The 23,002-nt window shown below is 60.6% G+C and carries 24 protein-coding genes; 21 read left to right on the top strand and 3 right to left on the bottom strand.

What is annotated here, in order from left to right; translation table 11 throughout:
- The first annotated feature begins 42 nt into the window (after positions 1–42).
- The 9 genes from rplS to QP363_RS00235 all read left to right on the top strand — a co-directional run bounded on the left by rplS (position 43) and on the right by QP363_RS00235 (position 7,295).
- The gene (rplS, locus tag QP363_RS00275; protein ID WP_010190405.1) at positions 43–387 is read left to right on the top strand and encodes a 50S ribosomal protein L19; all 345 of its coding nucleotides are present in this window, start codon (positions 43–45) and stop codon (positions 385–387) included.
- Positions 388–621: 234 nt separating this feature from the next.
- Positions 622–1,317: a signal peptidase I gene (lepB, locus tag QP363_RS00270; RefSeq protein ID WP_236659254.1), complete on the top strand. Its 696-nt coding sequence runs from the start codon at positions 622–624 to the stop codon at positions 1,315–1,317.
- A complete protein-coding gene (gene lepB / locus QP363_RS00265) occupies positions 1,295–1,996 on the top strand; it encodes a signal peptidase I (protein WP_070520044.1) in 702 nt (233 codons plus the stop codon). The genes lepB (QP363_RS00270) and lepB (QP363_RS00265) overlap by 23 nt, the downstream gene beginning before the upstream one ends.
- Before the next feature lie 5 nt (positions 1,997–2,001).
- Positions 2,002–2,643: a ribonuclease HII gene (locus tag QP363_RS00260; RefSeq protein ID WP_070643822.1), complete on the top strand. Its 642-nt coding sequence runs from the start codon at positions 2,002–2,004 to the stop codon at positions 2,641–2,643.
- 87 nt (positions 2,644–2,730) lie between these two features.
- Positions 2,731–3,036, top strand: a complete 306-nt coding sequence (locus QP363_RS00255) for a DUF2469 domain-containing protein (RefSeq protein WP_005528899.1) — start codon at positions 2,731–2,733, stop codon at positions 3,034–3,036.
- Positions 3,037–3,245: 209 nt separating this feature from the next.
- A complete protein-coding gene (locus tag QP363_RS00250) occupies positions 3,246–3,683 on the top strand; it encodes a YraN family protein (RefSeq protein ID WP_284761919.1) in 438 nt (145 codons plus the stop codon).
- Entirely contained in the window at positions 3,670–5,193 is a 1,524-nt protein-coding gene (locus QP363_RS00245) for a YifB family Mg chelatase-like AAA ATPase (RefSeq protein ID WP_284761918.1), read from the top strand. The genes QP363_RS00250 and QP363_RS00245 overlap by 14 nt, the downstream gene beginning before the upstream one ends.
- Entirely contained in the window at positions 5,190–6,368 is a 1,179-nt protein-coding gene (gene dprA / locus QP363_RS00240; protein ID WP_284761917.1) for a DNA-processing protein DprA, read from the top strand. The genes QP363_RS00245 and dprA overlap by 4 nt, the downstream gene beginning before the upstream one ends.
- 15 nt (positions 6,369–6,383) lie before the next feature.
- Positions 6,384–7,295 (top strand): tyrosine recombinase XerC, encoded by a 912-nt coding sequence (locus QP363_RS00235; protein ID WP_070445561.1) that lies wholly within the window; start codon positions 6,384–6,386, stop codon positions 7,293–7,295.
- On the opposite strand, the gene QP363_RS00230 is transcribed toward QP363_RS00235, so the two are convergent.
- Positions 7,258–7,764 (bottom strand): M23 family metallopeptidase, encoded by a 507-nt coding sequence (locus QP363_RS00230; protein ID WP_070520053.1) that lies wholly within the window; start codon positions 7,762–7,764, stop codon positions 7,258–7,260. The two genes, QP363_RS00235 and QP363_RS00230, sit on opposite strands and share 38 nt — an antisense overlap.
- Before the next feature lie 394 nt (positions 7,765–8,158).
- Here QP363_RS00230 and rpsB point away from each other — a divergent pair, with 394 nt between their 5' ends.
- From rpsB to QP363_RS00205, 5 genes are all read left to right on the top strand, one after another.
- Entirely contained in the window at positions 8,159–8,986 is an 828-nt protein-coding gene (gene rpsB, locus QP363_RS00225) for a 30S ribosomal protein S2 (protein ID WP_010190382.1), read from the top strand.
- 248 nt (positions 8,987–9,234) lie between these two features.
- Entirely contained in the window at positions 9,235–10,047 is an 813-nt protein-coding gene (gene tsf / locus QP363_RS00220) for a translation elongation factor Ts (protein WP_070445567.1), read from the top strand.
- Positions 10,048–10,292: 245 nt separating this feature from the next.
- Positions 10,293–11,030, top strand: a complete 738-nt coding sequence (pyrH, locus tag QP363_RS00215; protein WP_010190380.1) for a UMP kinase — start codon at positions 10,293–10,295, stop codon at positions 11,028–11,030.
- Positions 11,031–11,100: 70 nt separating this feature from the next.
- Entirely contained in the window at positions 11,101–11,658 is a 558-nt protein-coding gene (gene frr / locus QP363_RS00210) for a ribosome recycling factor (RefSeq protein ID WP_010190379.1), read from the top strand.
- Positions 11,659–11,788: 130 nt separating this feature from the next.
- Positions 11,789–12,643, top strand: coding sequence for a phosphatidate cytidylyltransferase (locus QP363_RS00205; protein WP_174878629.1), 855 nt, complete (start codon positions 11,789–11,791; stop codon positions 12,641–12,643).
- 2 nt (positions 12,644–12,645) lie between these two features.
- Here the strand turns inward: QP363_RS00205 and QP363_RS00200 are convergent, their stop codons facing one another.
- Positions 12,646–13,050: a lipopolysaccharide assembly LapA domain-containing protein gene (locus QP363_RS00200; RefSeq protein WP_070643833.1), complete on the bottom strand. Its 405-nt coding sequence runs from the start codon at positions 13,048–13,050 to the stop codon at positions 12,646–12,648.
- Between the two features lie 93 nt (positions 13,051–13,143).
- Here QP363_RS00200 and rlmN point away from each other — a divergent pair, with 93 nt between their 5' ends.
- The 3 genes from rlmN (at position 13,144) to QP363_RS00185 (ending at position 16,729) form a co-directional block, all read left to right on the top strand.
- Complete coding sequence (gene rlmN / locus QP363_RS00195) at positions 13,144–14,250, top strand: 23S rRNA (adenine(2503)-C(2))-methyltransferase RlmN (RefSeq protein WP_253286934.1); 1,107 nt, start codon at positions 13,144–13,146, stop codon at positions 14,248–14,250.
- A 71-nt stretch (positions 14,251–14,321) separates the two neighbouring features.
- Complete coding sequence (locus QP363_RS00190; RefSeq protein ID WP_284761916.1) at positions 14,322–15,143, top strand: ABC transporter ATP-binding protein; 822 nt, start codon at positions 14,322–14,324, stop codon at positions 15,141–15,143.
- On the top strand, positions 15,140–16,729 hold the full coding sequence (locus QP363_RS00185; RefSeq protein ID WP_284761915.1) for an ABC transporter permease: 1,590 nt from the start codon (positions 15,140–15,142) through the stop codon (positions 16,727–16,729). Before QP363_RS00190 ends, QP363_RS00185 begins: the two co-directional genes overlap by 4 nt.
- An 89-nt stretch (positions 16,730–16,818) precedes the next feature.
- Here QP363_RS00185 and QP363_RS00180 read toward each other — a convergent pair whose 3' ends face one another.
- Positions 16,819–17,268 (bottom strand): DUF2631 domain-containing protein, encoded by a 450-nt coding sequence (locus tag QP363_RS00180; protein ID WP_070520063.1) that lies wholly within the window; start codon positions 17,266–17,268, stop codon positions 16,819–16,821.
- A 192-nt stretch (positions 17,269–17,460) separates the two neighbouring features.
- Between QP363_RS00180 and dxr the strand changes: the two genes are divergently transcribed.
- The 4 genes from dxr (at position 17,461) to QP363_RS00160 (ending at position 23,000) form a co-directional block, all read left to right on the top strand.
- Positions 17,461–18,627, top strand: coding sequence for a 1-deoxy-D-xylulose-5-phosphate reductoisomerase (gene dxr / locus QP363_RS00175; protein ID WP_284761914.1), 1,167 nt, complete (start codon positions 17,461–17,463; stop codon positions 18,625–18,627).
- Positions 18,628–18,642: 15 nt separating this feature from the next.
- Positions 18,643–19,851 (top strand): RIP metalloprotease, encoded by a 1,209-nt coding sequence (locus QP363_RS00170; protein ID WP_284761913.1) that lies wholly within the window; start codon positions 18,643–18,645, stop codon positions 19,849–19,851.
- A 77-nt stretch (positions 19,852–19,928) separates the two neighbouring features.
- Positions 19,929–21,092 carry a flavodoxin-dependent (E)-4-hydroxy-3-methylbut-2-enyl-diphosphate synthase gene (ispG, locus tag QP363_RS00165; protein ID WP_070445607.1) on the top strand — a complete coding sequence of 388 codons (1,164 nt, stop codon included), beginning with the start codon at positions 19,929–19,931 and terminating at the stop codon, positions 21,090–21,092.
- 57 nt (positions 21,093–21,149) lie between these two features.
- Positions 21,150–23,000: a penicillin-binding transpeptidase domain-containing protein gene (locus tag QP363_RS00160; RefSeq protein ID WP_284761912.1), complete on the top strand. Its 1,851-nt coding sequence runs from the start codon at positions 21,150–21,152 to the stop codon at positions 22,998–23,000.
- Positions 23,001–23,002: the final 2 nt, after the last annotated feature.

The raw sequence follows: 23,002 nt of genomic DNA, 5'->3' as shown, positions 1-23,002 counted from the left end.
GGCGCTAGGGTCCTCTGTCTTAAACTGAAAAGGAAAACACCAATGGCAAACCTCATTGACAAGGTTGATGCAGCTTCGCTGCGCGACGATATCCCGTCCTTCCGCCCGGGCGATACCCTTGACGTCAACGTCAAGGTCATCGAGGGCACCACCGAGCGTACCCAGCTCTTCAAGGGTGTCTGCATCCGTCGTCAGGGCGACGGCATCCGCGAAACCTTCACCGTGCGTAAGGTCTCCTTCGGTATCGGCGTTGAGCGTACCTTCCCGGTTCACTCCCCGAACATTGCCTCCATCGAGGTAGTCCGCCGCGGCCGTGTCCGCCGCGCCAAGCTGTACTACCTGCGCGACCTGCGCGGCAAGAAGGCCCGCATCAAGGAGCGCCGCTAATTTACAGCGCATCACAGCCCTTCGCCTTTATCCTCACCGCGAGGAAAGGCGAAGGGCTTTCCTTTTGCCTTCTCCTTTTAGCGTGCGCCGCGCGGGGCCACAAGGCCCGTGAGGGCAAGACACATTGCTAGGATTTAGCCCGTGGAAAAAGAAAACGACATTACTGAAAGTTCCCAGGGGGTTGGGAGAGAGGCGTCGGAAAGCGCGGCGCCCCCAGCTGAAGAAAAGAAGCAGATGCCCTGGTTGCTGGAGACTGCCCTCGTAGTGGTCTCCGTGCTCGCAGTCGTCGGCATTTTCCAGAACTTTGTAGGCCGGCAGTACGTGATCCCCTCCGGCTCCATGGAGCCGACATTGCATGGTTGCGAAGGCTGCAATAACGACCGGATCTTTACCGAAAAGGTTTCCTACTACGGCGATAAGAGCCCGGAACCCGGTGATGTCGTGGTATTCAAGGGCACCCCGGACTGGGATAGCAACTGGGTGTCCCCGCGTTCCGATAACCCAGTGATCCACCGCATTCAGGATGCCCTGAGCTATGTGTCGCTCACCCCGCCCGATGAGAACACTCTGGTCAAGCGCGTTGTTGCCACCGGTGGCCAGACGGTGTCCTGCCAAGAAGGGGATCCGGCAGTCATGGTGGACGGCAAGCCCATTGAACAGGATTATGTGCAGGATCCACCGACCTATCGCGTTGATGAAACCACCGGTTCCTATGCCTGCGGCGGCGCGTACTTTGGCCCCGTGACCGTGCCGGAGGGCAATATCTGGGTGATGGGAGATAATCGCACGGCCTCCGCGGACTCGCGCTATCACATGCAGGATGAGTACCAAGGAACAATCCCCCTGGAGAATGTTCGCGGCAAGGTCATGTTCATCTTCTTCCCCTTCAACCGTATTGGTGGAGTCGATGACCCGGACATCCAGTCCTAGAGTTCGCGATGTTCTTTCGGCGCTGGCTGTCACCTTCGTGGCGCTGGCGTTGATTCAGGCCTTCGTGGGAAGGCTGTATCTCATCCCGTCTTCTTCCATGGAGCCCACCCTGCATGGCTGCCCGGGGTGTACGAATGACCGCATTGCGGTGCAGAAGGTGAGCTATTACTTCAGCGATCCGCGCCCGGGAGAGGTTGTGGTCTTTGCCGGTCCGGAATCGTGGAACACGTCTTTTGAGGTCAAGCGTTCCCACAATGTGTTTCTCCGCGGCATCCAAAATATGGCGGCTGTTGTGGGGCTGGCTCCCAACGGCGATAACATTCTGGTCAAACGGGTCATTGCCACCGGGGGTCAGACCGTGTCGTGCCAGGAGGGCGATCCGGCCGTCATGGTGGACGGCCAACCCACCAACCAGGACTTTGTCCTCGATCCGCCGGAGATACCCGTCGATGAGCGGGTGGGATCGCAGGCCTGTGGCGGCGCGTACTTTGGGCCCGTCACCGTTCCCGAGGGGCACCTGTGGGTGATGGGGGACAACCGCACAAACTCTTTGGATTCGCGCGCGCACCTAGGCGATAAGCTCCAGGGCACCGTTCCAGTGGAGAACGTGCGCGGGAAGGTCGCTGCCGTGGTGGTTCCGATTAGCCGTGCGCACACTATCGAGGACATGCCCCTCTAACCGCTATGCGCCGTCTAAAACAGAAGAGAACCTATGAGGTCGCGCTCTCCAAAGCAGGGTTGGGGCCTGTTGCCGGGGTGGATGAAGCTGGGCGCGGAGCTTGCTGCGGGCCAATAACCATCGCCGCGTGTATTTTGCCGGATCGCATCCTGCCCGGCTTGGAGCGGCTTGATGATTCGAAGAAGCTCACGCCGGCGGCCCGGGAAAAGTTGGAGCCGGTGATCAAACGCCGTGCGCTGGCCTGGTCAGTGGTGCACATAGGCGCGAAGGATATCGATGCCTTTGGCATTCAGCATGCCAACCTGTCAGGAATGCGCCGTGCGGTGGCGCAGCTGGGGATCCGCCCGGGCTATGTGCTGAGCGACGCCCTCTTCGTCCCCGGCCTGCCCACCCCGCAGCTGCCGATCATCGCCGGCGATACCGCCGCACGTTGCATCGCTGCGGCTAGTGTTTTGGCCAAAGTTTCCCGGGACCGTCTCATGGTGGATGTGGCGAAGCACTACCCAGGCTATGCTCTGGAAACCCATAAGGGCTATGGCACAGCTGTGCATCAGGAGGCCATCGCCCAGCTGGGGGCGACGCCTGAGCACCGTATGAGCTATCGCAATGTTGCTGAAGCTCATGCACGATTCCTCGCGCGCGCCTGAAGGCTTAGGCAGCAAGTGCGAACTAAGCTTGTGCTCAATCTGTGACACCGTGACCCCGGGTAATTGTGAGCGAAGGAGAAGCACACCGTGAGCGCTGAGGAACTCGATAACTACGAGGCTGAAGTCGAGCTGTCGCTGTACCGCGAATATCGCGATGTGGTCAGCCAATTCTCCTATGTGGTCGAAACCGAACGCAGGTTTTACCTGGCCAATGCGGTGGAGCTTATCCCGCATACCTCCGGCCCGGATGTCTACTACGAGGTCCGCATGTCGGATGCCTGGGTGTGGGACATGTACCGCTCGGCGCGCTTTGTGCGCTATGTCCGTGTGATCACTTACAAGGACGTCAATATTGAGGAGCTGGACAAGCCGGACTTTGTTCTCCCTGAATAGAGCTCTAGGTAAAGGAGTGCGGGGAAACGCTATCGAGGTGACCCCGGACTAGTTATCCACAGATTTGCGGTGGCGAGGGAAGAAGCCCTCGCCACCGGACTGTTGTGTGGGGTGTTCTGGAAGTGCCGTAAGGGGTGTGCGGCACGGGGATTTTCTTGTGTCGTGCTTACGGCGTGTTGTGTACACGTTCAATTCCAAGGAGCACCATAGTGACAAGAAATCTAGCAGCCTCTCTGCATTCACCGACCGTGGGGCAGACCATTCGCCCCGCGGATGCACTAGGAAAAGCAGGGGAGAAATTCGCTGCTGACTTTTACCGCGCACGCGGGGCGCAGGTTATCGCCGCAAACGTTCACTACCGCGTGGGCGAGCTCGATCTCGTTGTGCGCGAGAGCGATGGGACCATTGTCTTTTGCGAAGTTAAGACTCGGGCTACCCGCAACTTTGGAGTCGCAGAGGCGGTAACCCCACGCAAGCTAAAGCGCCTGCGCAAAGCAGCCGCGCAGTGGCTGAGTACTGTGCGGAGCGAAAACCAGACATTAAGCAAGGTTCGTTTTGATGTGCTTGGACTCGTGGCCACCGGGGCACACTCTGGGGAAGCCTTCGAAGTGGAATATTTCCAGGGAGTTGATCATGGCTCTCGGTAGATGCGACACGATAGCGCTAGATGGAGTCCTGGCCCGGGTGGTCACAGTGGAGGCCAACGTTGGCCCCGGACTTCCCGGAGTTCACGTTGTGGGCCTGGGGGATGCAGCGATCTCCGAGTCGCGAGACCGCATCCGCACCGCGGTGAGCAATTCGCATTTGCCATGGCCTAAGACGAAGGTTGTGGTGTCCATGTCACCGGCGTCGCTTCCTAAAGCCGGGGCGCACTTTGACCTCCCGATGGCCTTGGCAATCTTAGCGGCCGGGCAGAGTGAGAAGTGTCGGCTCAGCGGGGCGCTCGTTCTCGGCGAGCTGGGATTGGACGGGCAAGTGCGCCCAGTTTCTGGCATCATCCCGGCGATCCTGGCCGCGCGCTCGCAAGGCTATGACACCCTCATCATTCCTGTGGGCAATGCGACCGAGGCGGCATTGGTGCCCGGAATGACAGTCCTCGTGGCCGAAACCCTGTGGGATGCTTTTGCCTGGGCGTGCGGGAGCGATTGTCTGCCGGATGCACATCTCATCGCACACGCGGCAGCGCCTGCCCGCGAACAGGTCGCAGACTTCAGCGAAGTCGCCGGCCAGAAAGAAGCCAAGTGGGCGGCGGAAGTCGCTGCCGCCGGCGGTCACCACGTGATGATGGTGGGACCGCCCGGCTCTGGAAAGTCGATGATTGCCTCGCGCTTGCCGGGCATTCTGCCGCGCTTGAGCACGGAGCAGGCGGTCGAAGCCACAGCCATCCACTCGGTGGCCGGGGCCGTTGGTACCGCAGTTTCTCGCGCTCCCTTCATCGCACCGCATGCTTCGGTAACAAGGGCCGCGCTGATCGGTGGCGGCTCAGGGCGCCCACGGCCAGGCGCGGTGAGCCTAGCGCACCATGGCGTGCTCTTCCTCGATGAAGTCAGTGAGGTGCCAGCGCAGGTTCTCGATAGCCTGCGCGCCCCTTTAGAAGAAGGACAGGTGCGCCTGACGCGAGCGAGCAGAGAAGTCATCTTCCCCGCACAATTCCAACTGGTACTAGCCGCGAACCCCTGCCGGTGTGGTGCCGAAGAACCAGCGCGCTGCGAGTGCCGTGCGGCAGACAGAATGAATTATCTGTCGAACCTTTCAGGGCCGCTGCGGGACCGCCTCGACATCATCGTGTCGCTATCGGGGCAATCCGCAGTGCTTCATGCCGAAGGGGAGGAAAGCTCAGCGGATATAGCGCAGCGCGTGGCTGCCGCCCGGGAACGGATGAAAGCGCGCTGGGAGGCTGACGGGTTGGGGAGCGTGGTCAATGGTGCCGTGTCCGCTTCCTATTTGAGGCGCCACCGCCCGGCGGCGGAGTCTGCGATGATTATGCTTGCTGCCTATCTAGCGGAAGGTGAGCTGAGCCAACGCGGAGTAGATCGGGTACTGCGTCTGGCATGGACCTTGGCAGACCTCGACGGCTCCGCACGCCCCGAGCTGGACCATGTCAGTCGGGCGTTGGATCTCCGCGGCGCCGGAACCATCGAAAGGCTGGCAGCATGAGCGAGCTCAATGTATCGAGTACCTGGCACACGTGGGCCTACCTTAACCGCGTTGTGGAGGGTCCCTCACCAACCCTCCACGGGCTGCTGAGTCAGTACCCGGCTGAGGAGATCGCCCGGGGAATCTACAAGGGCGAGGAATGGATCGGCCCCTTGCGGCAGGCGACGGCTTCGCGGCGCGATTGGCTGCGGCAAGAAGAAGACCTCGCCGCCGCGGAAGCGGTGGGGGCTCGACTGATCACACCCGCGGATGCGGAGTGGCCGGGAGAAGAGTTATCGCGAGCCTTTGGCTTCTACCACCAAGGAATGGTGGAAGCCCCAGCAACATTTGATGACCAAGCGTTTCCTCCTCACAGCCTGTGGGTCCGTGGAGGCAACCTGCGTGAAACGGTATCCCAATCGGTGGCGCTGGTGGGGACGCGTGCGGTGAGCCGATATGGCTGGGAAGCCGGCTCACTTCTGGCTAGCGGCCTTGCCTCCCACCAATGGACTGTGGTTTCCGGCGGGGCGGTGGGCGTCGATACAGCAGTCCACGAAGCCGCGCTGGATGCAGGAGGCCTAACGGTAGCAGTAGCGGCCTGCGGCATCGACATTTCTTACCCAGCGCGCAATGCAAGGCTCTTTGACAGAATCGCTGAGAAGGGATGCATCGTGTCAGAGTTCGCGCCAGGCACGCGGCCGCAGCGTTTTCGCTTTCTATCCCGCAACCGTCTTGTGGCGGGGATGACGAGCGGTACCGTGGTGGTCGAAGCCGGATTCCGCTCTGGTGCGCTCAACACGTTGAACTGGGCGGAAGCACTGGGCAGGGTTGCCATGGCAGTGCCAGGACCCATCACCACATCTGGGTCCTTGGGTTGCCATCAACGTATCCAGGATGGGCGGGCGCAGTTGGTGGCCTCTGCGGATGAAGTACGGGGTTTGGTTGGCAAGGCGGGCGAGGTGGACGTGGCCGGCCAATATGAACTGGAGTTTCAGCCGACTGCGGTGCAGCGTCTGTCCCGCAATGAGCTTCGGGTATATGACTCCACTCCGCCGGAAAGCGCGGAGGAAGGCGCGAGCGCAGAAGATATTGCGGCGGCCGCAGGAATGCGGGTAGCGCTGACTATTCACTTGCTCGTGGCCATGCAAAAGATGGGGGTGATCACCCGCTCGGGCGCGATGTGGCAGCGCACCTGAGTACACTCGTGGGACATGAGTGGTGAAAGTGGCAGTAGCGAGCGGCACGTGGGGGGACAGCTGGAGGAAGCGATCGAGGATTTCGCAGAATACCAGCGCATCGTTCGCGGCCGCTCCGAAGCGACCGTCCGCGGCTATTGCTCTGACTTGCGCCTGTTGGCAACGGACGTCCCGGAATTCGCAGCATTTACTCTGAACTCACTGCGCGAATGGTTGGCCCACGCCGTTGCTGAAGGCAAGTCCCGCTCCACCCTGGCGCGCCGCACCGCCGCGGTGCGCGCTTTTTCCACGTGGGCCGCGCGCGAAGGCTATTTACAATCGGATGTGGCGCAGCGCCTCGCCACGCCCAAGGTGGGCAAGCACCTGCCCACCGTGATGTCACCCACCGCAGCGGGGGAGTTGATGGGCAATGCCGTCTCCACCGATGAGGTCCACTTCTTACGCGATAGCGCCATGCTTGAATTTCTCTACGCCACCGGTGTGCGTGTGGCTGAGCTCGTCGGCCTCGACGTCGGCGATATCGACCTGTCCCGCCGCACTGCCCGCGTGACCGGTAAGGGCAATAAACAGCGCGTTGTCCCTTTCGGGGATGCAGCTCATGATGCGCTCTGCGCTTGGCTGAAGACAGGGCGCCCCGAGCTTGCTGGCGATACGGAAGCGGTGTTTGTGGGCACGCGCGGCGGGCGCATCGACGCGCGTCAGGTCCGCCGCGTCGTCGAACGCGCCGCCCAAGTGACGGGGACACCGGGGTTAACCCCGCACGGTTTGCGCCACTCGGCGGCTACGCATTTGCTCGAGGGTGGAGCGGATCTGCGCATCGTGCAAGAGCTGCTTGGTCACTCGTCGCTGCAGACCACGCAGGTCTACACTCACGTCTCCGCCCAGCGCCTTAAGGACGTCTACGCTCGCTCCCACCCGCGGGCTTGAGGCGAATGACAGGTTCGCCGAGGAGATCCAGTGGGTCGATGTAGTCCTCGCGGCCCTCAATCGCTCCCCAGTGCAGCCCCGGATAGCCATCCACGGACGGCGCGAGCGTTCCGATGATGTCTCCTTCCTGCACCTGGTCACCTTTCTTAACCCGCGCAAACACCGGTTGATAGGTGGTGCGCAGACCGTTGCCATGAGCAATCGAAAGGGCCGGTTTGCCCGCTATGGCGCCGGCGAAATACACAACGCCGTCGCCAGCGGCACGCACCTTACCGCCGACGGGTAGGTCCAGATCCACACCGCGATGCCCGGCCATCCACCGCTTCTCAGGAGGTTCGAAGCCGCGCAAGACACGCGAAGCAACCGGTTCCCCAGTGGTGGGGTCGACGAAGGCGGCGGCAAGGGGGACGTCGCCAAGCGCAGCCCAGAGGCATAGCAGGGCAGATAAACAAAGTAGACGGTGACGCATGACCTCAAGCCTGCGCGTGAGCGCGGCCCGAGGGAAGAGCGTGCGGTCGACCTGTGGATAACGCGTTAAAGAAGTAACCCATGGTGCGCCAGGGGAAAGTCTCGTGTGGCTGTCAACAAATCGGCGGCGATTAAACAGTCGCGCCGTTTGGAATCAGCGCGTGTGCAGTACTAAGCTAGCCCACAGCAGTCTGTGTTTAATGCCCGGAAGGGTTCCGCATGGATTGACTACGCGCGGCGAAGTAGTCGCTTCCTGGGTTAAGGAAGGGACAGTCCGTGGTTGACGTGGTCCCCAGGATAATGGGGTGTTAGCCAGGGCCTTCGTTGCTAGGGTGCGGAATAAAACACCGCACAATCTTGCAAAACCGAAACAATATATAGAAAGCGAGCGAAACATGGCAGTCGTAACCATGCGCGAGCTCCTCGACGCTGGCGTCCACTTCGGTCACCAGACCCGTCGCTGGAACCCGAAGATGAAGCGCTTCATCTTCACCGACCGTAACGGCATCTACATCATCGACCTGCAGCAGACGCTGACCTACATCGATGAGGCCTTCGAGTTCGTCAAGGAAACCGTCGCACACGGCGGCACCATTCTCTTCGTTGGTACTAAGAAGCAGGCTCAGGAAGCCGTTGCTGAAGAGGCTTCCCGCGTTGGTATGCCGTACGTGAACCACCGCTGGCTCGGCGGTATGCTCACCAACTTCCAGACTGTCTCCAAGCGCCTGAAGCGCATGAAGGAGCTGCAGGCTATGGATGCAGCTGAGGACGGCTACAAGGGCCGCACCAAGAAGGAAGTTCTGATGCTGACCCGTGAGCGCACCAAGCTGGAGCGCGTCCTGGGCGGTATCTCCGATATGACCAAGGCTCCGTCCGCACTGTGGATTGTTGACACCAACAAGGAGCACATCGCGGTCAAGGAAGCTCAGAAGCTTAACATCCCGGTCGTTGCCATCCTGGACACCAACTGTGATCCGGATGAGGTTGACTTCCCGATTCCGGGCAACGACGACGCTATCCGCGCCACCAAGCTGCTCTCCGGCATCATCGCCACCGCTGTGGACGAGGGCAAGAAGGCCCGCGAGGAGCGCCAGCTTGCTCAGGCCAAGGAAGCTGCCGGCGACACCGCTGAGAAGGACGCCCGCGACGCTGCTGAGGCTGCCGCTGCGTCTGACCCGGCTTCCGCAGAGAAGTCTGAGGACGCCGAGAAGTCCGCAGAGTAATCTGCATACCTTAAGCCCCCGTACCGCACGGCCCACAGTGTCCGCGGCGATGGGGGCTTTTTCTCACGTGTTTTTCTTAGCTCGTTAAGGCACGTGACACACTAGAGGGTTGAAACACCACGCAGAGGTTTCCCTCCGCTGGGGGAGTGGGCGAAAAACTACCACCCCCTCAACGCGACGTGGTGGTAGTGATTCGGCTACGCTGTTTCAACGAATACCGTTTAATTCCAAGGAGGATCGCTCCAACTATGGCGAACTACACTGCTGCAGACGTAAAGGCATTGCGTGAGGCCACCGGCGCCGGCATGCTCGATTGCAAGAAGGCTCTCGACGAGTCCCAGGGTGACTACGACAAGGCCGTTGAGTACCTGCGCATCAAGGGCGCAAAGAACGTGTCCAAGCGCGCTGAGCGTGAGGCTACCGAGGGCCTGATCGCCGTGTCCGGCAACACGATGGTGGAAATCAACTGCGAGACCGACTTCGTGGCCAAGAACGAGGCTTTCAAGTCCTTCGCTACCAAGATCGCTGAGGCTGCCGGTGAGGCCAAGGTCAACTCCGGTGAGGAGCTCAACAACCTGGAGATCGACGGCAAGAAGGTTTCCGAGGTCGTTGACGAAGAGTCCGCAAAGACCGGCGAGAAGCTGCAGGCTCGTCGCGCTGTCACCATCGAGGGTGACAACGTAGCTGTGTACCTGCACCAGCGTTCCGCTGACCTGCCGCCGGCAGTGGGTGTCCTGGTGTCCTACGAGGGCAACGCAGAGGGCGCTCACGCAGTCGCACTGCAGATTGCAGCAATGAACGCTGAGTACCTCACCCGCGAGGACGTTCCGGCTGAGATCGTGGAGAAGGAGCGCGAGATCGCTGAGGCCACCACCCGCGAGGAGGGCAAGCCAGAGGCAGCCCTGCCGAAGATCGTGGAAGGCCGCCTCAACGGCTTCTACAAGTCCGTGGTTCTGCTTGAGCAGGCTTCTCTGTCTGACTCCAAGAAGACCGTTAAGCAGGTCGCAGACGAGGCCGGCACCACCATCACCGGTTTCGTCCGCTACGAGGTTGGCGCCTAAGCCTTCCTGAGACTCGTGCAGTCCGGGTTTAGAGGCCCGTGACTGCGAGTGCTCCCTCCTCCTCTTTCTCCCCAGGGCTGCGTGCTCGGTGGAAGAAACTTGGGGGAGGGAGTTCGCCGTTTTGTCCCCGCCCCTGAGGGTGGGGGCCGCACGCAGCTGAATATATGACAGCGCCTTCCTATGGTTAAGATGGAACAGAATCATTCAAGCGCTTAACTGAAGCGTCGCCATGCGTGAAGGAGACGATGAAGACCGTGACTACCCCTGAACCGAAGCGAACCGGATACAAGCGAGTCATGCTCAAACTGGGCGGTGAGATGTTCGGCGGTGGAAAGGTCGGCATCGATCCTGATGTTGTAGAAAATGTTGCCCGCCAAATCGCCGAGGTGGCGAAGCAGGGGACTGAAATCGCCGTCGTTATCGGTGGCGGTAACTTCTTCCGCGGTGCCGAGCTTTCGCAGCGTGGCATGGACCGCGCCCGCTCTGACTACATGGGCATGCTGGGCACCGTCATGAACTCCCTGGCGCTGCAGGACTTCCTCAAGCAGCAAGGCATTGACTGCCGCGTGCAGACTTCCATCAACATGGCGCAGATTGCGGAGCCTTACCTGCCGCTGCGCGCCGACCGCCACCTGGAGAAGGGCCGCGTAGTTATCTTCGGTGCCGGTATGGGCATGCCGTATTTCTCCACCGACACCACCGCCGCGCAGCGCGCCCTGGAGATCGGTGCGGAGGTCCTCTTCCTGGCCAAGGCTGTCGACGGCGTCTACTCCGCCGACCCGCGCACCAACCCGGACGCGGAGCTGTACTCGGAAATCACCCCGCGCGAAGTCATTGAGAAGAACCTCAAGGTGGCTGATGCCACGGCATTTAGCCTGTGCATGGACAACAATATGCCGATTTTGGTCTTCAACCTGCTTACGGAAGGCAATATCAAGCGCGCTGTCAACGGCGAGCAGATCGGCACGCTGGTCCAGTCCTAGTACAAATAGGCCGCGACCTGCTAAATTCTTTCCCAGTATTTTTGACTATTTCAAGGGAGTTGTAACCCTCATGATCGACGAGATCCAGCTCGAAGCTGAAGAGCACATGACCGCTTCGGTTGAGCACACCCGCGAGCAGCTGCTTACCATCCGCACTGGCCGTGCCAACCCGGCTATGTTTAACGGCCTGGTTGCTGAGTACTACGGTGTGCCGACCCCGATTACCCAGATGGCCACCATCTCGGTCCCAGAGCCGCGCATGCTGCTTATCAAGCCTTATGAGCAGTCCGTGATGAACGAGATTGAGAACGCAATCCGTAACTCAGATCTGGGCGTGAACCCGACCAATGACGGACAGGTGCTGCGCGTGACCATCCCGCAGCTCACTGAAGAACGCCGCCGCGACATGGTCAAGATGGCCAAGAGCAAGGGCGAGGACGGCAAGATTGCTATCCGTAATATCCGCCGCCGTGCGATGGAACAGCTCAAGAAGCTGCAGAAGGATGGTGACGCCGGCGAGGACGAGGTTATCGCTGCCGAGAAGGAGATGGAAAAGATTACCTCCGGCTACATCGAGCAGGTGGACAAGCTCGTCGCCAATAAGGAAGAGGAGCTCATGGAGGTCTAGCCTCCGCACTTTTAGAGCTTTGATTTGCCGCCGCGCCAGGCACCGGCCAGCACGGCGGTCTTTTCTGTGTAGAGCCAGATCACCCACGATGAGATGAGGAGCATGCGTGAGCACTGAGCACTCGAGTCGGATGCCCAAACCCAAGAATTCTGCGGGGCGAGATATGCCCGCGGCAATTGCCGTCGGCGTCGGCCTAGGCGCGCTCGTCGTCTTCGCGGTGTGGGCTGGGCCTCTTGTGTGGTACCTCGTCGTCGCCGCCGCGGTGGGCTTGGGCATGTGGGAAGTGCTGACTCGGCTGCGGGAGCACTCCTACTATGTCCCACGCACCCTGCTGATCGTTCTCGGCCAGGCAATGCTCTGGGTCTCGTGGTTTCTTAATGCCCCGGGCCTTGTTGCGGTGTATGTGGTCGCGGTCCTAGCCCTCATGTTTGGGCGCCTCTTCCATAACGGCAGGCACCGCCCGCCGATTAACTATCTTCGCGATATGTCGATGGGCATCTTCGTGCTGACGTGGATCCCCTTGTTCGGCACGTTTGCCGCGATGCTCTCACGGGTGGAAACGCCGTTTGCTTCGGGGGCGGCGTCGATTGTCGTGTTTATGCTCTGCGTGGTCGCCTCAGACACCGGTGGTTTCATCGCCGGCGTGATGTTTGGCTCGCACCCCATGGCACCGGCGGTGAGCCCTAAAAAATCATGGGAAGGCTTTGCCGGCTCCGTAGTCTTCGGCACCCTGACCGGTGCGCTTTCTTTCGCATTCCTTCTTCACCACAAGCCGTGGGTAGGCGCGCTGATGGGCTTGGGGCTGGTTTTCTGCGCCACTCTCGGTGACTTAGTGGAATCCCAGTTCAAGCGCGAACTGGGAATCAAAGATATGTCCGCCTTGCTGCCGGGGCACGGCGGCATCATGGACCGTTTGGACGGCATGCTGCCCTCCGCGATGGTGACCTGGGTGGCGATGAGTTTCCTCACCACCCTTGCACCTTAGGTTTAGCGGCGAGCCTGCTTGCGTACCTGGCGGCGCAGCTCGAACATGCGCCAGCCGCCGACGAGGGCCATGATAAGGGCACCGGCGATGGCGCAGATGAGGTAGGTGACGCCCGCCGGGAACTGGACGGACCAGTTAAGGAAGTTCAGCGGTACCTGGTGTTGGTTCTGCAGGATGAAGATGATGAGGACGATGAGCAGCAGGAAGCCCACGATCAGGGCAATCCACGTGCTGGCAGCGAAGGAGCCCTTCACCTTGCCTTCATTCTTGTTCTCATAATCCGGCGTGGTTGGAACTGGCTCTACTGAGCCTTCGGTGGCGGGGGCTTCCGCGGTGTAATCAGTCAGCGGCTCCTCAGCCGGGGTGGTGGTACGGAATTCCTCAGGGGAGTTTTCTGGATTCGTCATGTATCTATTAAATAGGGTGAGATGTCACTTTCGCCACTCCAGCAGAGCTTAGATTGGATAATGTGGCCGAAAACGTGGAAAATGGGCTCTACCATGGCTGAACCACTGAAACTGAATTTCTCCGCTCCGCGCCGCGGGTTACCCCCGAAGCACTTCGCGGACTTGACCCAGGCCGAGCGCATTGAGGTGCTCGCGGAACTTGGCCTGCCCAAGTTCCGGGCAAAGCAGCTGGCCAAGCACTACTACGTCCACCACACCGCCGATGTTTCCGAGATGACGGATATCCCGGCCGCCGCCCGCGAGGCGGTCCAGGAGCGTTTGTTCCCCACGCTCATGGAGCCCATTCGGCAAACCTCCACCGACGATGGGGAAACCACCAAGTCCCTGTGGCGTTTGCACGATGGCACCCTGTTGGAGTCCGTGCTCATGCGCTACCCAGGTCGCGCCACCCTGTGTATCTCCTCCCAGGCTGGCTGCGGCATGGCCTGCCCATTCTGTGCCACCGGCCAGGGAGGTTTGGATCGCAACCTGTCCACCGCGGAAATCGTGGAGCAGTTTAGGCACGCTGCTCGCCTCATGGAAGAAGAAGGCGGGCGCCTCAGCAACGTTGTCTTCATGGGTATGGGCGAGCCGCTGGCCAACTACAAACGCGTGGTCCATGCGGTGCGCCAGATTACTGGCTCTGACCTCACCGGTTTCGGCCTTTCCCAGCGCAATGTCACGGTGTCCACGGTCGGCTTGGCACCGGCCATCCGTAAGCTCGCGGATGAGGAGTTATCCTGCACCCTCGCAGTCTCCCTGCACACCCCGGACGACGAACTGCGCGATACCCTCGTGCCGGTTAACAACCGCTGGCCGGTTGAAGAAGTGCTCGATGCCGCTAAGTACTACGCCGATAAGTCGGGCCGCCGCGTGTCTATCGAGTATGCGTTGATCCGCGATAAGAACGATCAGGATTTCCGCGCCGACATGTTGGGCAGGAAGCTCCATGCGGCACTGGGCTCTAAGGTCCACGTCAACGTCATTCCGCTCAACCCCACACCAGGCTCGGAGTGGGACGCTGCCCCGAAGGCGCGCCAGGACGAGTTCGTTCGCCGCGTCATCGCGCAGGGCGTGCCCTGCACCGTGCGTGATACCAAGGGTGATGAAATCGCTGCGGCTTGTGGCCAGCTCGCCGCTGATGAGCGCGAGACCGCGTAAGGGCCCTGCTTACAGTTTCCTAACAATAGTTTTTCCGGAGAACAAAGCATTAATGGTTCTTGATACCGTTAATGCTTATGACTCATCCTTATCGTGAGGACTTAGCCGCTGATCCGCGCACCCAGGCTCTGGCTGTGCGCGATTTGCGTAAGTCCTTTGGTTCTCAGATCGCCGTTAACCACCTCAACCTGGACGTCCCGCGCGGTTCCATTTACGGGATAGTGGGGCCGAATGGCGCGGGTAAAACCACGATGTTGACCATGGCCTGTGGTCTCCAGCGCCCCGATTCGGGCCAGAGCTTCATCGCTGGCCACAATGTGTGGGAGGAGCCCATTCCCGCCAAGCAGGCCATGGGCTTGCTCATGGATGGGGCACCGGTCTTTGATCGCCTCACGGGCGCGGAGTATTTGCACTACCTCGGTGCTTTGCACAAACTGGAGCGCACCGAGTCGCTGCGCCGTGCGCAGGAGCTTCTCGACGCCCTCTCCCTCTCCGATGCCGCCGATAAGCGCATCGCGGATTATTCCGCCGGCATGACCAAGAAGATCCTCTTAGCAGGAGCCGTCCTGCACAACCCAGAGGTGCTCATCTTGGATGAGCCGCTGGAAGCAGTGGATCCGGTCTCTGGACGCCTTATCCAGCAGATGCTGCGCGCCTATGCCTCGCGTGGCGGAACAGTCATTTTGTCTTCACACGTCATGGAGCTCGTCGAGGGGCTGTGTGATCACGTCGCCATCATCAACGGCGGCCAAGTCATCACTGCGGGACACGTTGACGATGTCCGCCAGGGCCAAAGCCTGAGCGATCTATTTATCGCTGCCGTCGGCGGACGGGATCTGGATGCCTCGAAGTTTGGGTGGCTGCGCTCCCCGTCGGCAGGTGAGCGCGAATGACATCCACTCTGTTCAGCCTTCATCGCACTCTGTGGTGGCGAAGCGTTTCCTCCAATCCGGCGACGCTCATGATGGGGCTCATGATGCTGATTTACGGGGCGATCGGCCTCTTGTCGCTCGCATTCATGGTGTATTCCGATATCACCACCCCGGGCCACGGTTACCAAGCGCTGACCGTCGGGGTGGCAGGCGGCATGCTCATCTACGTTCTCCTCGCTCTCTTCATGCCGGCGGGGGAGAACCAATTGAGTCCGACAACTCTGGGCGCACTTCCGTTGACTCCCCGCGAGGTCCTTCCGGGCTTGTTCTTTGCCGGCCTGCTGACCACCCGTGCCATCATGTCGGTCGTCTTTTCCCTGGTGTATGCGATCATCGGCAGCATTTTCCTCATCCTGACGGGGCCCGGGTGGGCTGCAGCGCCCTTCGCCGTGGGCATGGTTTTATCGTGCGTGACGACCATCATCTTCGGCGAATGCCTTGGTCAAGTGGCTTCTGCCATCGCGGATTCCCAGAAATCCCGCACCCAAATTGCGGCAATGGTGGTTATGGGTCTCCTGGTCTTTGGCATGCTGCAGGCGCAGAGCGTTCTGGAGTCCTTGCCGCCGCTTCACACCGTGGGCGCGATCAGCGCCTGGACACCGTTTGGTGCAGGGGTGGGGTGGGCGCTCGCGCTTGCCGACGGCCACTTCCTCACCGCCCTAGCCCAACTGCTCATCGCGGCGGCCAGCCTTGGCCTACTGGGTTGGATGTGGTCGCGTCAGATATCCGGCCTCATGCGCAATCCGGGAGCAGGTGGTGACGTAGCCAGCGAGGTGACAGGAAAGGGGGTATCCAAGTTGGAGCTGGGCGCGTGGTCTTATTCCAGCCCTGCGGCGATGGAATATACCCGCGCGTTGCGTTATCTCACCCGTGATAAGCGGCAAACGGGCATGCTGTATATGATGCCTCTGTTTGGTGTGCTGACGCTCTATCAGTTGTGGCGGGGCGATGATTTCACCGCCTATTTTATGCTCTGTTTCAGCGCCATCGTGCTCTCTTCGCTCTTGGCTAATGATTATGGCTTCGATGGGCCATCGAATTGGGTCCACATGGTGGCGCCGGTTGCCCCACGCACCATCCTTCATGCGCGCCACCTCGCACACGTGACTATTCCTTTTCTTGGGTTCGTTCTGCTTGCCGTAGTGGTTCTTGTCTTTAGTGAGAACTTCACCTTGGGCTTGTTGTGCACAGCTGTGGCCGTAGGTGTGTTTATCTCTACGGCGGCGGTGGGCTTGGGCCTGACCGTGCTGAACCCTTATCCCTTGTCCGCTCCTGGGCAGAACCGGTGGAACGATAAGTCTGGCTATTCTGCTGGTGCTTTCCTCACTGCGTTTGTCGGCATGCTGTTGGTGTGGGTGCCCGCGCTTCCCGGCATTGTGATCTCTGTCCTCGCTTACGAGCGAGGTGGGTCGCTGTTGTTTGTCGCAATGATAGTTTCGCTGCTGGTTCCGGCTCTTGTCTACGCCGGTGTCTGGCGGTTCGCCGGAAACAGGGCACAAGAGCGGACGCCGGAAATCTATGCCACGGTGAATCGCTATGTGAGTTAGGGGGCAGGACAGATAGAAAAAGCTCCCTCTCCTACCAGTTCAAACCTTGAACTGGTAGGAGAGGGAGCTTCGTTTAAAGCGAAGAAGCTTTAGTTGGTCACCGGCTTGGCAGCGTGGCGGCCTTCGGAAACACCGCGGAGGTGAGCAACGCGGGAGGGCTCAATGTTGAGGGCGCGCAGCTCATCATCGGTCAGGGAGGCGTAGACGTTGTGAACAGTCTTCTGCTCATATGCCCAGTCCGGCTCCTCGTGGCCTACCGGCTTGTTACGGGCGGTCAGGGTGCGTACCTGGGAGAGCTTTGGCTGCAGAGCGTAAATGACCAAACCAAGGGCAATCAGGATTGCCAGGGCGAAGAGCCAAATCGTCTCCACGTGGCCCTTGTGGTTACCAAAGTTATAAGCAAGCAGGAACACGACGGACGTCCAACCAGCGATCTGTACGCCCGAGCGGCTGATCCGGGACCAACCAAAACCTGCGGACGGGACGTCATCGGTGGATACGCCGTCGAAAACCTGCGATGCCGGCTTGTGGGAAGACACTTGCTCTCCTTTGCGTGTACATGCAGCTCGCCCTGCTTAGAACTCATTGATTCGAGCGAGCGCACGAAAAATGCCAGTTATTCTGTGTAGTAGTTTAAATGATCCTGCCGATAACCGCGATTAAACACCCCCGACTATCGCTAGTGCAGCGCTCACGACTCTTGCTTGGGTTGACCAGCTAGGGTTGAAAGGGTGAGTACCCAACGCATTCTTATTCTCGGCTCTACAGGCTCGATTGGCACCCAGGCTCTGGACGTTATCGCGGATAACCCAGATAAGTTCACAGTCGTGGGTATCGCCGCCGGCGGTTCCAACCCGCAGCTCGTCATTGAGCAGGCTCGTGCCCTCAACCTTTCGTTTGACCACGTGGCCGTCGCCAAGCCCGATGCGGCACGCACCGTTTCCGACGCCCTCGGTGGCACCGTGCTCTCGGGCCCAGACTCTGCTGAGGAGCTGGTCAAGGCGGTGGACGCCGATAAGGTCCTCAACGCGCTTGTGGGCTCCATGGGCTTGGCCTCCACCATCGCCACCTTGGAGAAGGGCGAACTATTGGCGTTGGCGAACAAAGAATCCCTCGTTGCCGGTGGTTCCATCGTGACCCGCTTGGCGGGGGAGGGCCAGATCATCCCGGTGGATTCCGAGCATTCCGCCATGGCGCAGTGCCTGCGCGCAGGCAGCGGCGTGGAGCTTGAGCGCCTCGTACTCACCGCCTCCGGTGGTCCTTTCCGCGGGTGGACCCGCGAGGAGATGTGGGATGTCACCCCACAGCAGGCAGCACAGCACCCGACGTGGTCGATGGGGCAGATGAACACCCTGAATTCGGCGACTTTGGTGAATAAGGGGCTGGAGCTCATCGAGGCGACGCTGCTTTTCGACGTCCACCCGGACCTCATTGACGTCACCGTCCACCCCCAATCCATCGTGCATTCCATGGCCACCTTCACCGATGGCTGCACGATTGCACAATGCTCCCCGCCGTCGATGAAGCTCCCGATCTCCTTGGCACTGGACTGGCCGCACCGCGTGCCAGGCGCGCAGCCGGCGCTGGACTTTTCCACCGCGCATGAGTGGCGCTTCGAGCCGCTCGATGACGAAGCCTTCCCGGCCGTCCGCCTTGCCCGTGAGGTGGCCGCTGCCGGAGGCACCCACGCTGCCGTATATAACGCCGCGAACGAGGAGGCAGCAGCTGCTTTCCTGGCGGGCCGTATTCACTTCCCGGAAATTGTGGACGTGGTTAGCCACGTCGTGGGGCAGGCCTCAGAGTTTGCTGGTGTACCCTCTAGCGTCGATGATGTCCTCGCCGTGGAAGGTGAGGCCCGCCGTCGCGCTAATGCGATGGTGGATTCGCTCGCTCGTTAGAAAGCCCCGTAGTTTATGGCACATGTCCTCGGTATTATCCTCTTCGCTGTGGGGATCGGCATCACCGTTGCCTTACACGAGGCAGGCCACATGTTTACTGCCCGTGCCTTCGGGATGCGGGTGCGGCGTTACTTCATCGGTTTTGGGCCGCGCGTCGCCTCTTTTACACGTGGCCACACCGAGTATGGCCTTGCGGCATTTCCGGTAGGTGGCTTTTGTGATATCGCGGGCATGACGGCGCAGGATGAGTTCCTCACGGAGGAAGAAGCGCCCTATGCCATGTACAAGAAGCCGGCGTGGCAGCGGATCATCGTGCTGGCCGGTGGTATCACAGTCAACCTGCTGTTGGGATTCATTATCCTGTTGATGATCGCAATGACCACGGGCTTGCCCAACCCAGACGCGGATGTTCGCCCGCGTGTAGGGGAGGTCTCCTGTGCCGCGAATCAGAATGCCGAGGGCGAATTAGAACCCTGCCAGGGGCTGGGCCCAGCCGGCGAAGCGGGTGTGGAACCAGGGGATATCGTTGTCGCGCTCAACGGCGAAACGATGGACTCCTTCGCGCAGCTTCGTGATACCGTCATGAACTACCCCGGTGACATCGTCACCCTTACCGTCGAGCGGGATGGTGCACCGCGTGATTTCGATATCACGCTTGCAACAGTGACCCGGCTCAACGCGGAGGGGCAGCTGGTGAAGGTCGGTGCCATCGGCATGACCAACCAGATTATCGATATCAGGGAGACCTACTCCTTTGTCGACGCTATCCCGGCCACCGCTCGTTATTCGGGAGATGCCTTGAACGCCACCGTCCAGGGCATCGCCCAATTCCCGGCAAAGATTCCGGGTGTGGTGGCTTCTATCTTCGGGCAGGAGCGTGATGTCAACGGGCCCATGTCTGTGGTGGGTGCCTCCCGCGTGGGCGGCGAGCTGGTGGAGCGCAGTCTGTGGTCCTCCTTCTTTATGATGCTGGCCACCCTCAATTTCTTCCTCGCGCTGTTCAACCTCATTCCGCTTCCGCCTTTTGACGGCGGTCACATCGCCGTCATTTTCTACGAGAAGATTCGTGATGCCCTGCGCCGTCTTATGGGCAAGGAACCGAAGGGGCCGGCGGATTACACCAAGCTCATGCCGGTGACCTATGCGCTGGCTTTTGTTCTGATGGCGGTGGGTGCGCTCATCATGATTGCGGACGTGGTCAACCCAATTCGGCTGTTTGGCTAGTGATCTAGCTGCCTGCTCCCGCTGTCGTGCGCGGTGCTAGAGTAGGGGCGTTAAAACCCAATTAGCAAGGAGCACACATGTCGACCCCTATTGGTCTTGGTATTCCCGACGGCCCACCTCCCACCTTGGCGCCGCGCCGCAAGACGCGTCAGCTCATGGTTGGCCAGGTTGGCGTGGGCTCTGACCACCCCATCTCCGTGCAGTCGATGACCACAACGAAGACGCACGACGTCAACGCTACCCTTCAGCAGATTGCACAGCTGACCGCCAGCGGCTGCGATATCGTTCGCGTTGCCTGCCCAAAGACGGTTGATGCGGAGGCTTTGCCAGCGATTGCGCAGAAGTCCCCGATCCCGGTGATTGCAGATATCCACTTCCAGCCCAAGTACATCTTTGCCGCCATCGATGCCGGCTGTGCTGCGGTACGCGTCAACCCGGGCAACATCAAGGAATTCGATGGCCGCGTCAAGGAGGTTGCGAAGGCCGCCGGCGATGCTGGCATTCCGATTCGCATTGGTGTCAACGCCGGTTCTTTGGACAAGCGCATCATGGAAAAGTACGGCAAGGCTACCCCGGAGGCTCTCGTTGAGTCTGCACTGTGGGAGGCTGGTCTCTTCGAGGAGCACGGCTATGGCGATATCGCCATTTCTGTGAAGCACAATGACCCGGTCGTCATGGTGGAGGCCTACCGCCAGCTCGCCGCTCAGTGTGACTACCCGCTGCACCTCGGTGTTACCGAGGCCGGCCCCGCATTCCAGGGCACCATCAAGTCTTCGGTCGCTTTCGGTGCCCTGCTTGCCGAAGGCATCGGTGACACCATCCGCGTGTCCTTGTCCGCGGACCCGGTCGAGGAGATCAAGGTCGGCGACCAGATTCTGCAGTCCCTCAACTTGCGCCCGCGCAAGCTGGAGATTGTCTCCTGCCCGTCCTGTGGTCGCGCACAGGTGGACGTCTACAAGCTGGCTAACGAGGTCACCGAGGGCCTCGACGGTATGGAGTTCCCGCTGCGCGTGGCCGTCATGGGCTGCGTGGTGAACGGTCCGGGCGAGGCCCGCGACGCTGACCTTGGCGTAGCTTCCGGTAACGGCAAGGGCCAGATCTTCGTTAAGGGTGAGGTCATCAAGACCGTTCCTGAATCCAAGATTGTGGAAACGCTCATCGAAGAGGCAATGCGTCTGGCAGAAGAGCAGGGCTTGGAAGCCGTGGAAGGCGCCAAGGCTGAGGTTCGCGTTACCAAGTAGTCCACCTGCGGTGTGGGGCGGCCGTCAGGCCGCCCTTGGCTGCTACGCTGCCCAATCATGAAGAAGTTCGTGGCGCTGCTCGGTGCGGCAAGCATCGCGGCGTCGTCCTTGGTGGGATGTACCCCCAAGCCGGTGTCCGCACGCCCAGTTGCTGAGCAATTCCTAGAAGACATGGAAACCCGCAACAATGAGGACTTGGCGCAGCTCGTTGATGACAGCACCACCGCCACGAACACTCTCGACGCAACCTTCGCGGGCCTGCAAGCAGAGGGCCTCGACGTTGAATTGACCGACGTTGAACAGGAGGAAGCCAAGGCGACTGCGCACTATTCAGTGACGTGGGCCCTGCCGCGCAATCGTTCCTTGCGCTATGACACGTCCATGGCCTTGACGCGCAAGGATAAGGATTGGACCGTGCGCTGGCAGCCCAGCATCATCCATCCTGATCTCGGCGCGCACCAGCATCTTGAGCTGCGTTCGATCGCGCCGAAGCGCGCAGGCGTTGTCTCCTCCGATGGGGTGGAACTCATGTCTCCGGGCTTGCAATACCGGCTCGTCGTCGACACCGACGCGGTAGACGACGCACGCCCCGTCGCCGCGAAAGTATCCGGCGCGCTGAGCCAGGCGCATCGGGAGGATGATTCCTTCCCCGAAATTGATTCTGGTGAGCTGGCCAAGAATCTCGAAGATGTCGATGGTGCTTATTCGGTCGCCATGCTCAACGAGGCGCAGGCAGCACGACTGCGCCCGGTTCTGGAGAACCAGAGGGGGATTCGCTTCAACGAGGAGCCAGCGCTCATCACTCGCGATACCGGTTTAGCCCCAGACATTCTCGCCCGAGTGCGGTCTCTGGTCTCCGAGGAAGTCGACGGAACAAATGGCTGGTCCGTCTCGGTAGTCAACGAACATGGCGCCGCGCTTTCCGACGTCGAGTATCACGAGCCCGAGGCGGCCCCTTCCGTCAAAGTTTCGTTGGACTATGACGTCCAGCGTGCCGCGCAAGAGGCCGTTAACCTGCGCCCCGAGTATGAGGCCATGATCGTGGCCATGCGCCCCTCGACGGGCGAGATACTTGCCGTAGCCCAAACCCCGGAGGCGGATAAGAAGGGTGACATCGCCCTCCAAGGTCAGTTCCCTCCCGGCTCGGTGTTTAAGATCATTACGGCTTCGGCGGGCGTCGATAAGCAAGGCCTTTCCCCCGACTCCATCGTGCCCTGCCCCGGCACCATGGACCTGTACGGGCGCACCGTGACCAACTACAACGGTTTCTCCCTGGGCTCGGTGCCGCTGCGCCAAGCCTTCGCGCAATCCTGTAACACCACTTTCGCGCAGATCTCGACGGAGCTTCCGAAAGGTGAGTTGCGTGATGTGGGCAAGCAATATGGCCTGGGCATCGACTATGAGGTGCCGGGGCTGTCGACACTTACCGGCTCCGTCCCGGAGGGCGAAACGCCTCTGGAGCGCACGGAAGCTGGCTATGGCCAGGGTCTGGACCTAGTGTCGCCCTTTGGCATGGCGCTTGTCTCTTCGACGGTCGCGGCAGGCAAGACTCCGACGCCGACGCTCATCGAGTCACGCGAAACCAAGGTTTCCGAGCAGGTCCCTGCACCCAGCGAGGAAACTCTGGCACAAGTTCGCGACATGATGCGCCAGGTGGTGGCGAGCGGTACCGCCGCAGGAATGCAGGCCCAGGGCACTGTCTATGGCAAGACCGGTGAGGCGGAAATCAATGGCGGCTCGCATGCCTGGTTCACCGGATTCCGGGATGATGACATTGCTTTTGCGACACTCGTCGTTTTGGGCGGCGGCTCGACGATTTCGGTCAACATCACTGATAACTTCCTGCAGCGTCTGGACGCCCTCCGCGCGGAAGGCCACGGCGAGGTTCCTCCCGCACAAGAACAGTAGGG

It is taken from the genome of Corynebacterium sp. UMB6689, from assembly GCF_030215295.1.
GTDB classification, from domain to species: domain Bacteria; phylum Actinomycetota; class Actinomycetes; order Mycobacteriales; family Mycobacteriaceae; genus Corynebacterium; species Corynebacterium aurimucosum.
This window is presented reverse-complemented; position numbering and strand designations above follow the sequence as displayed.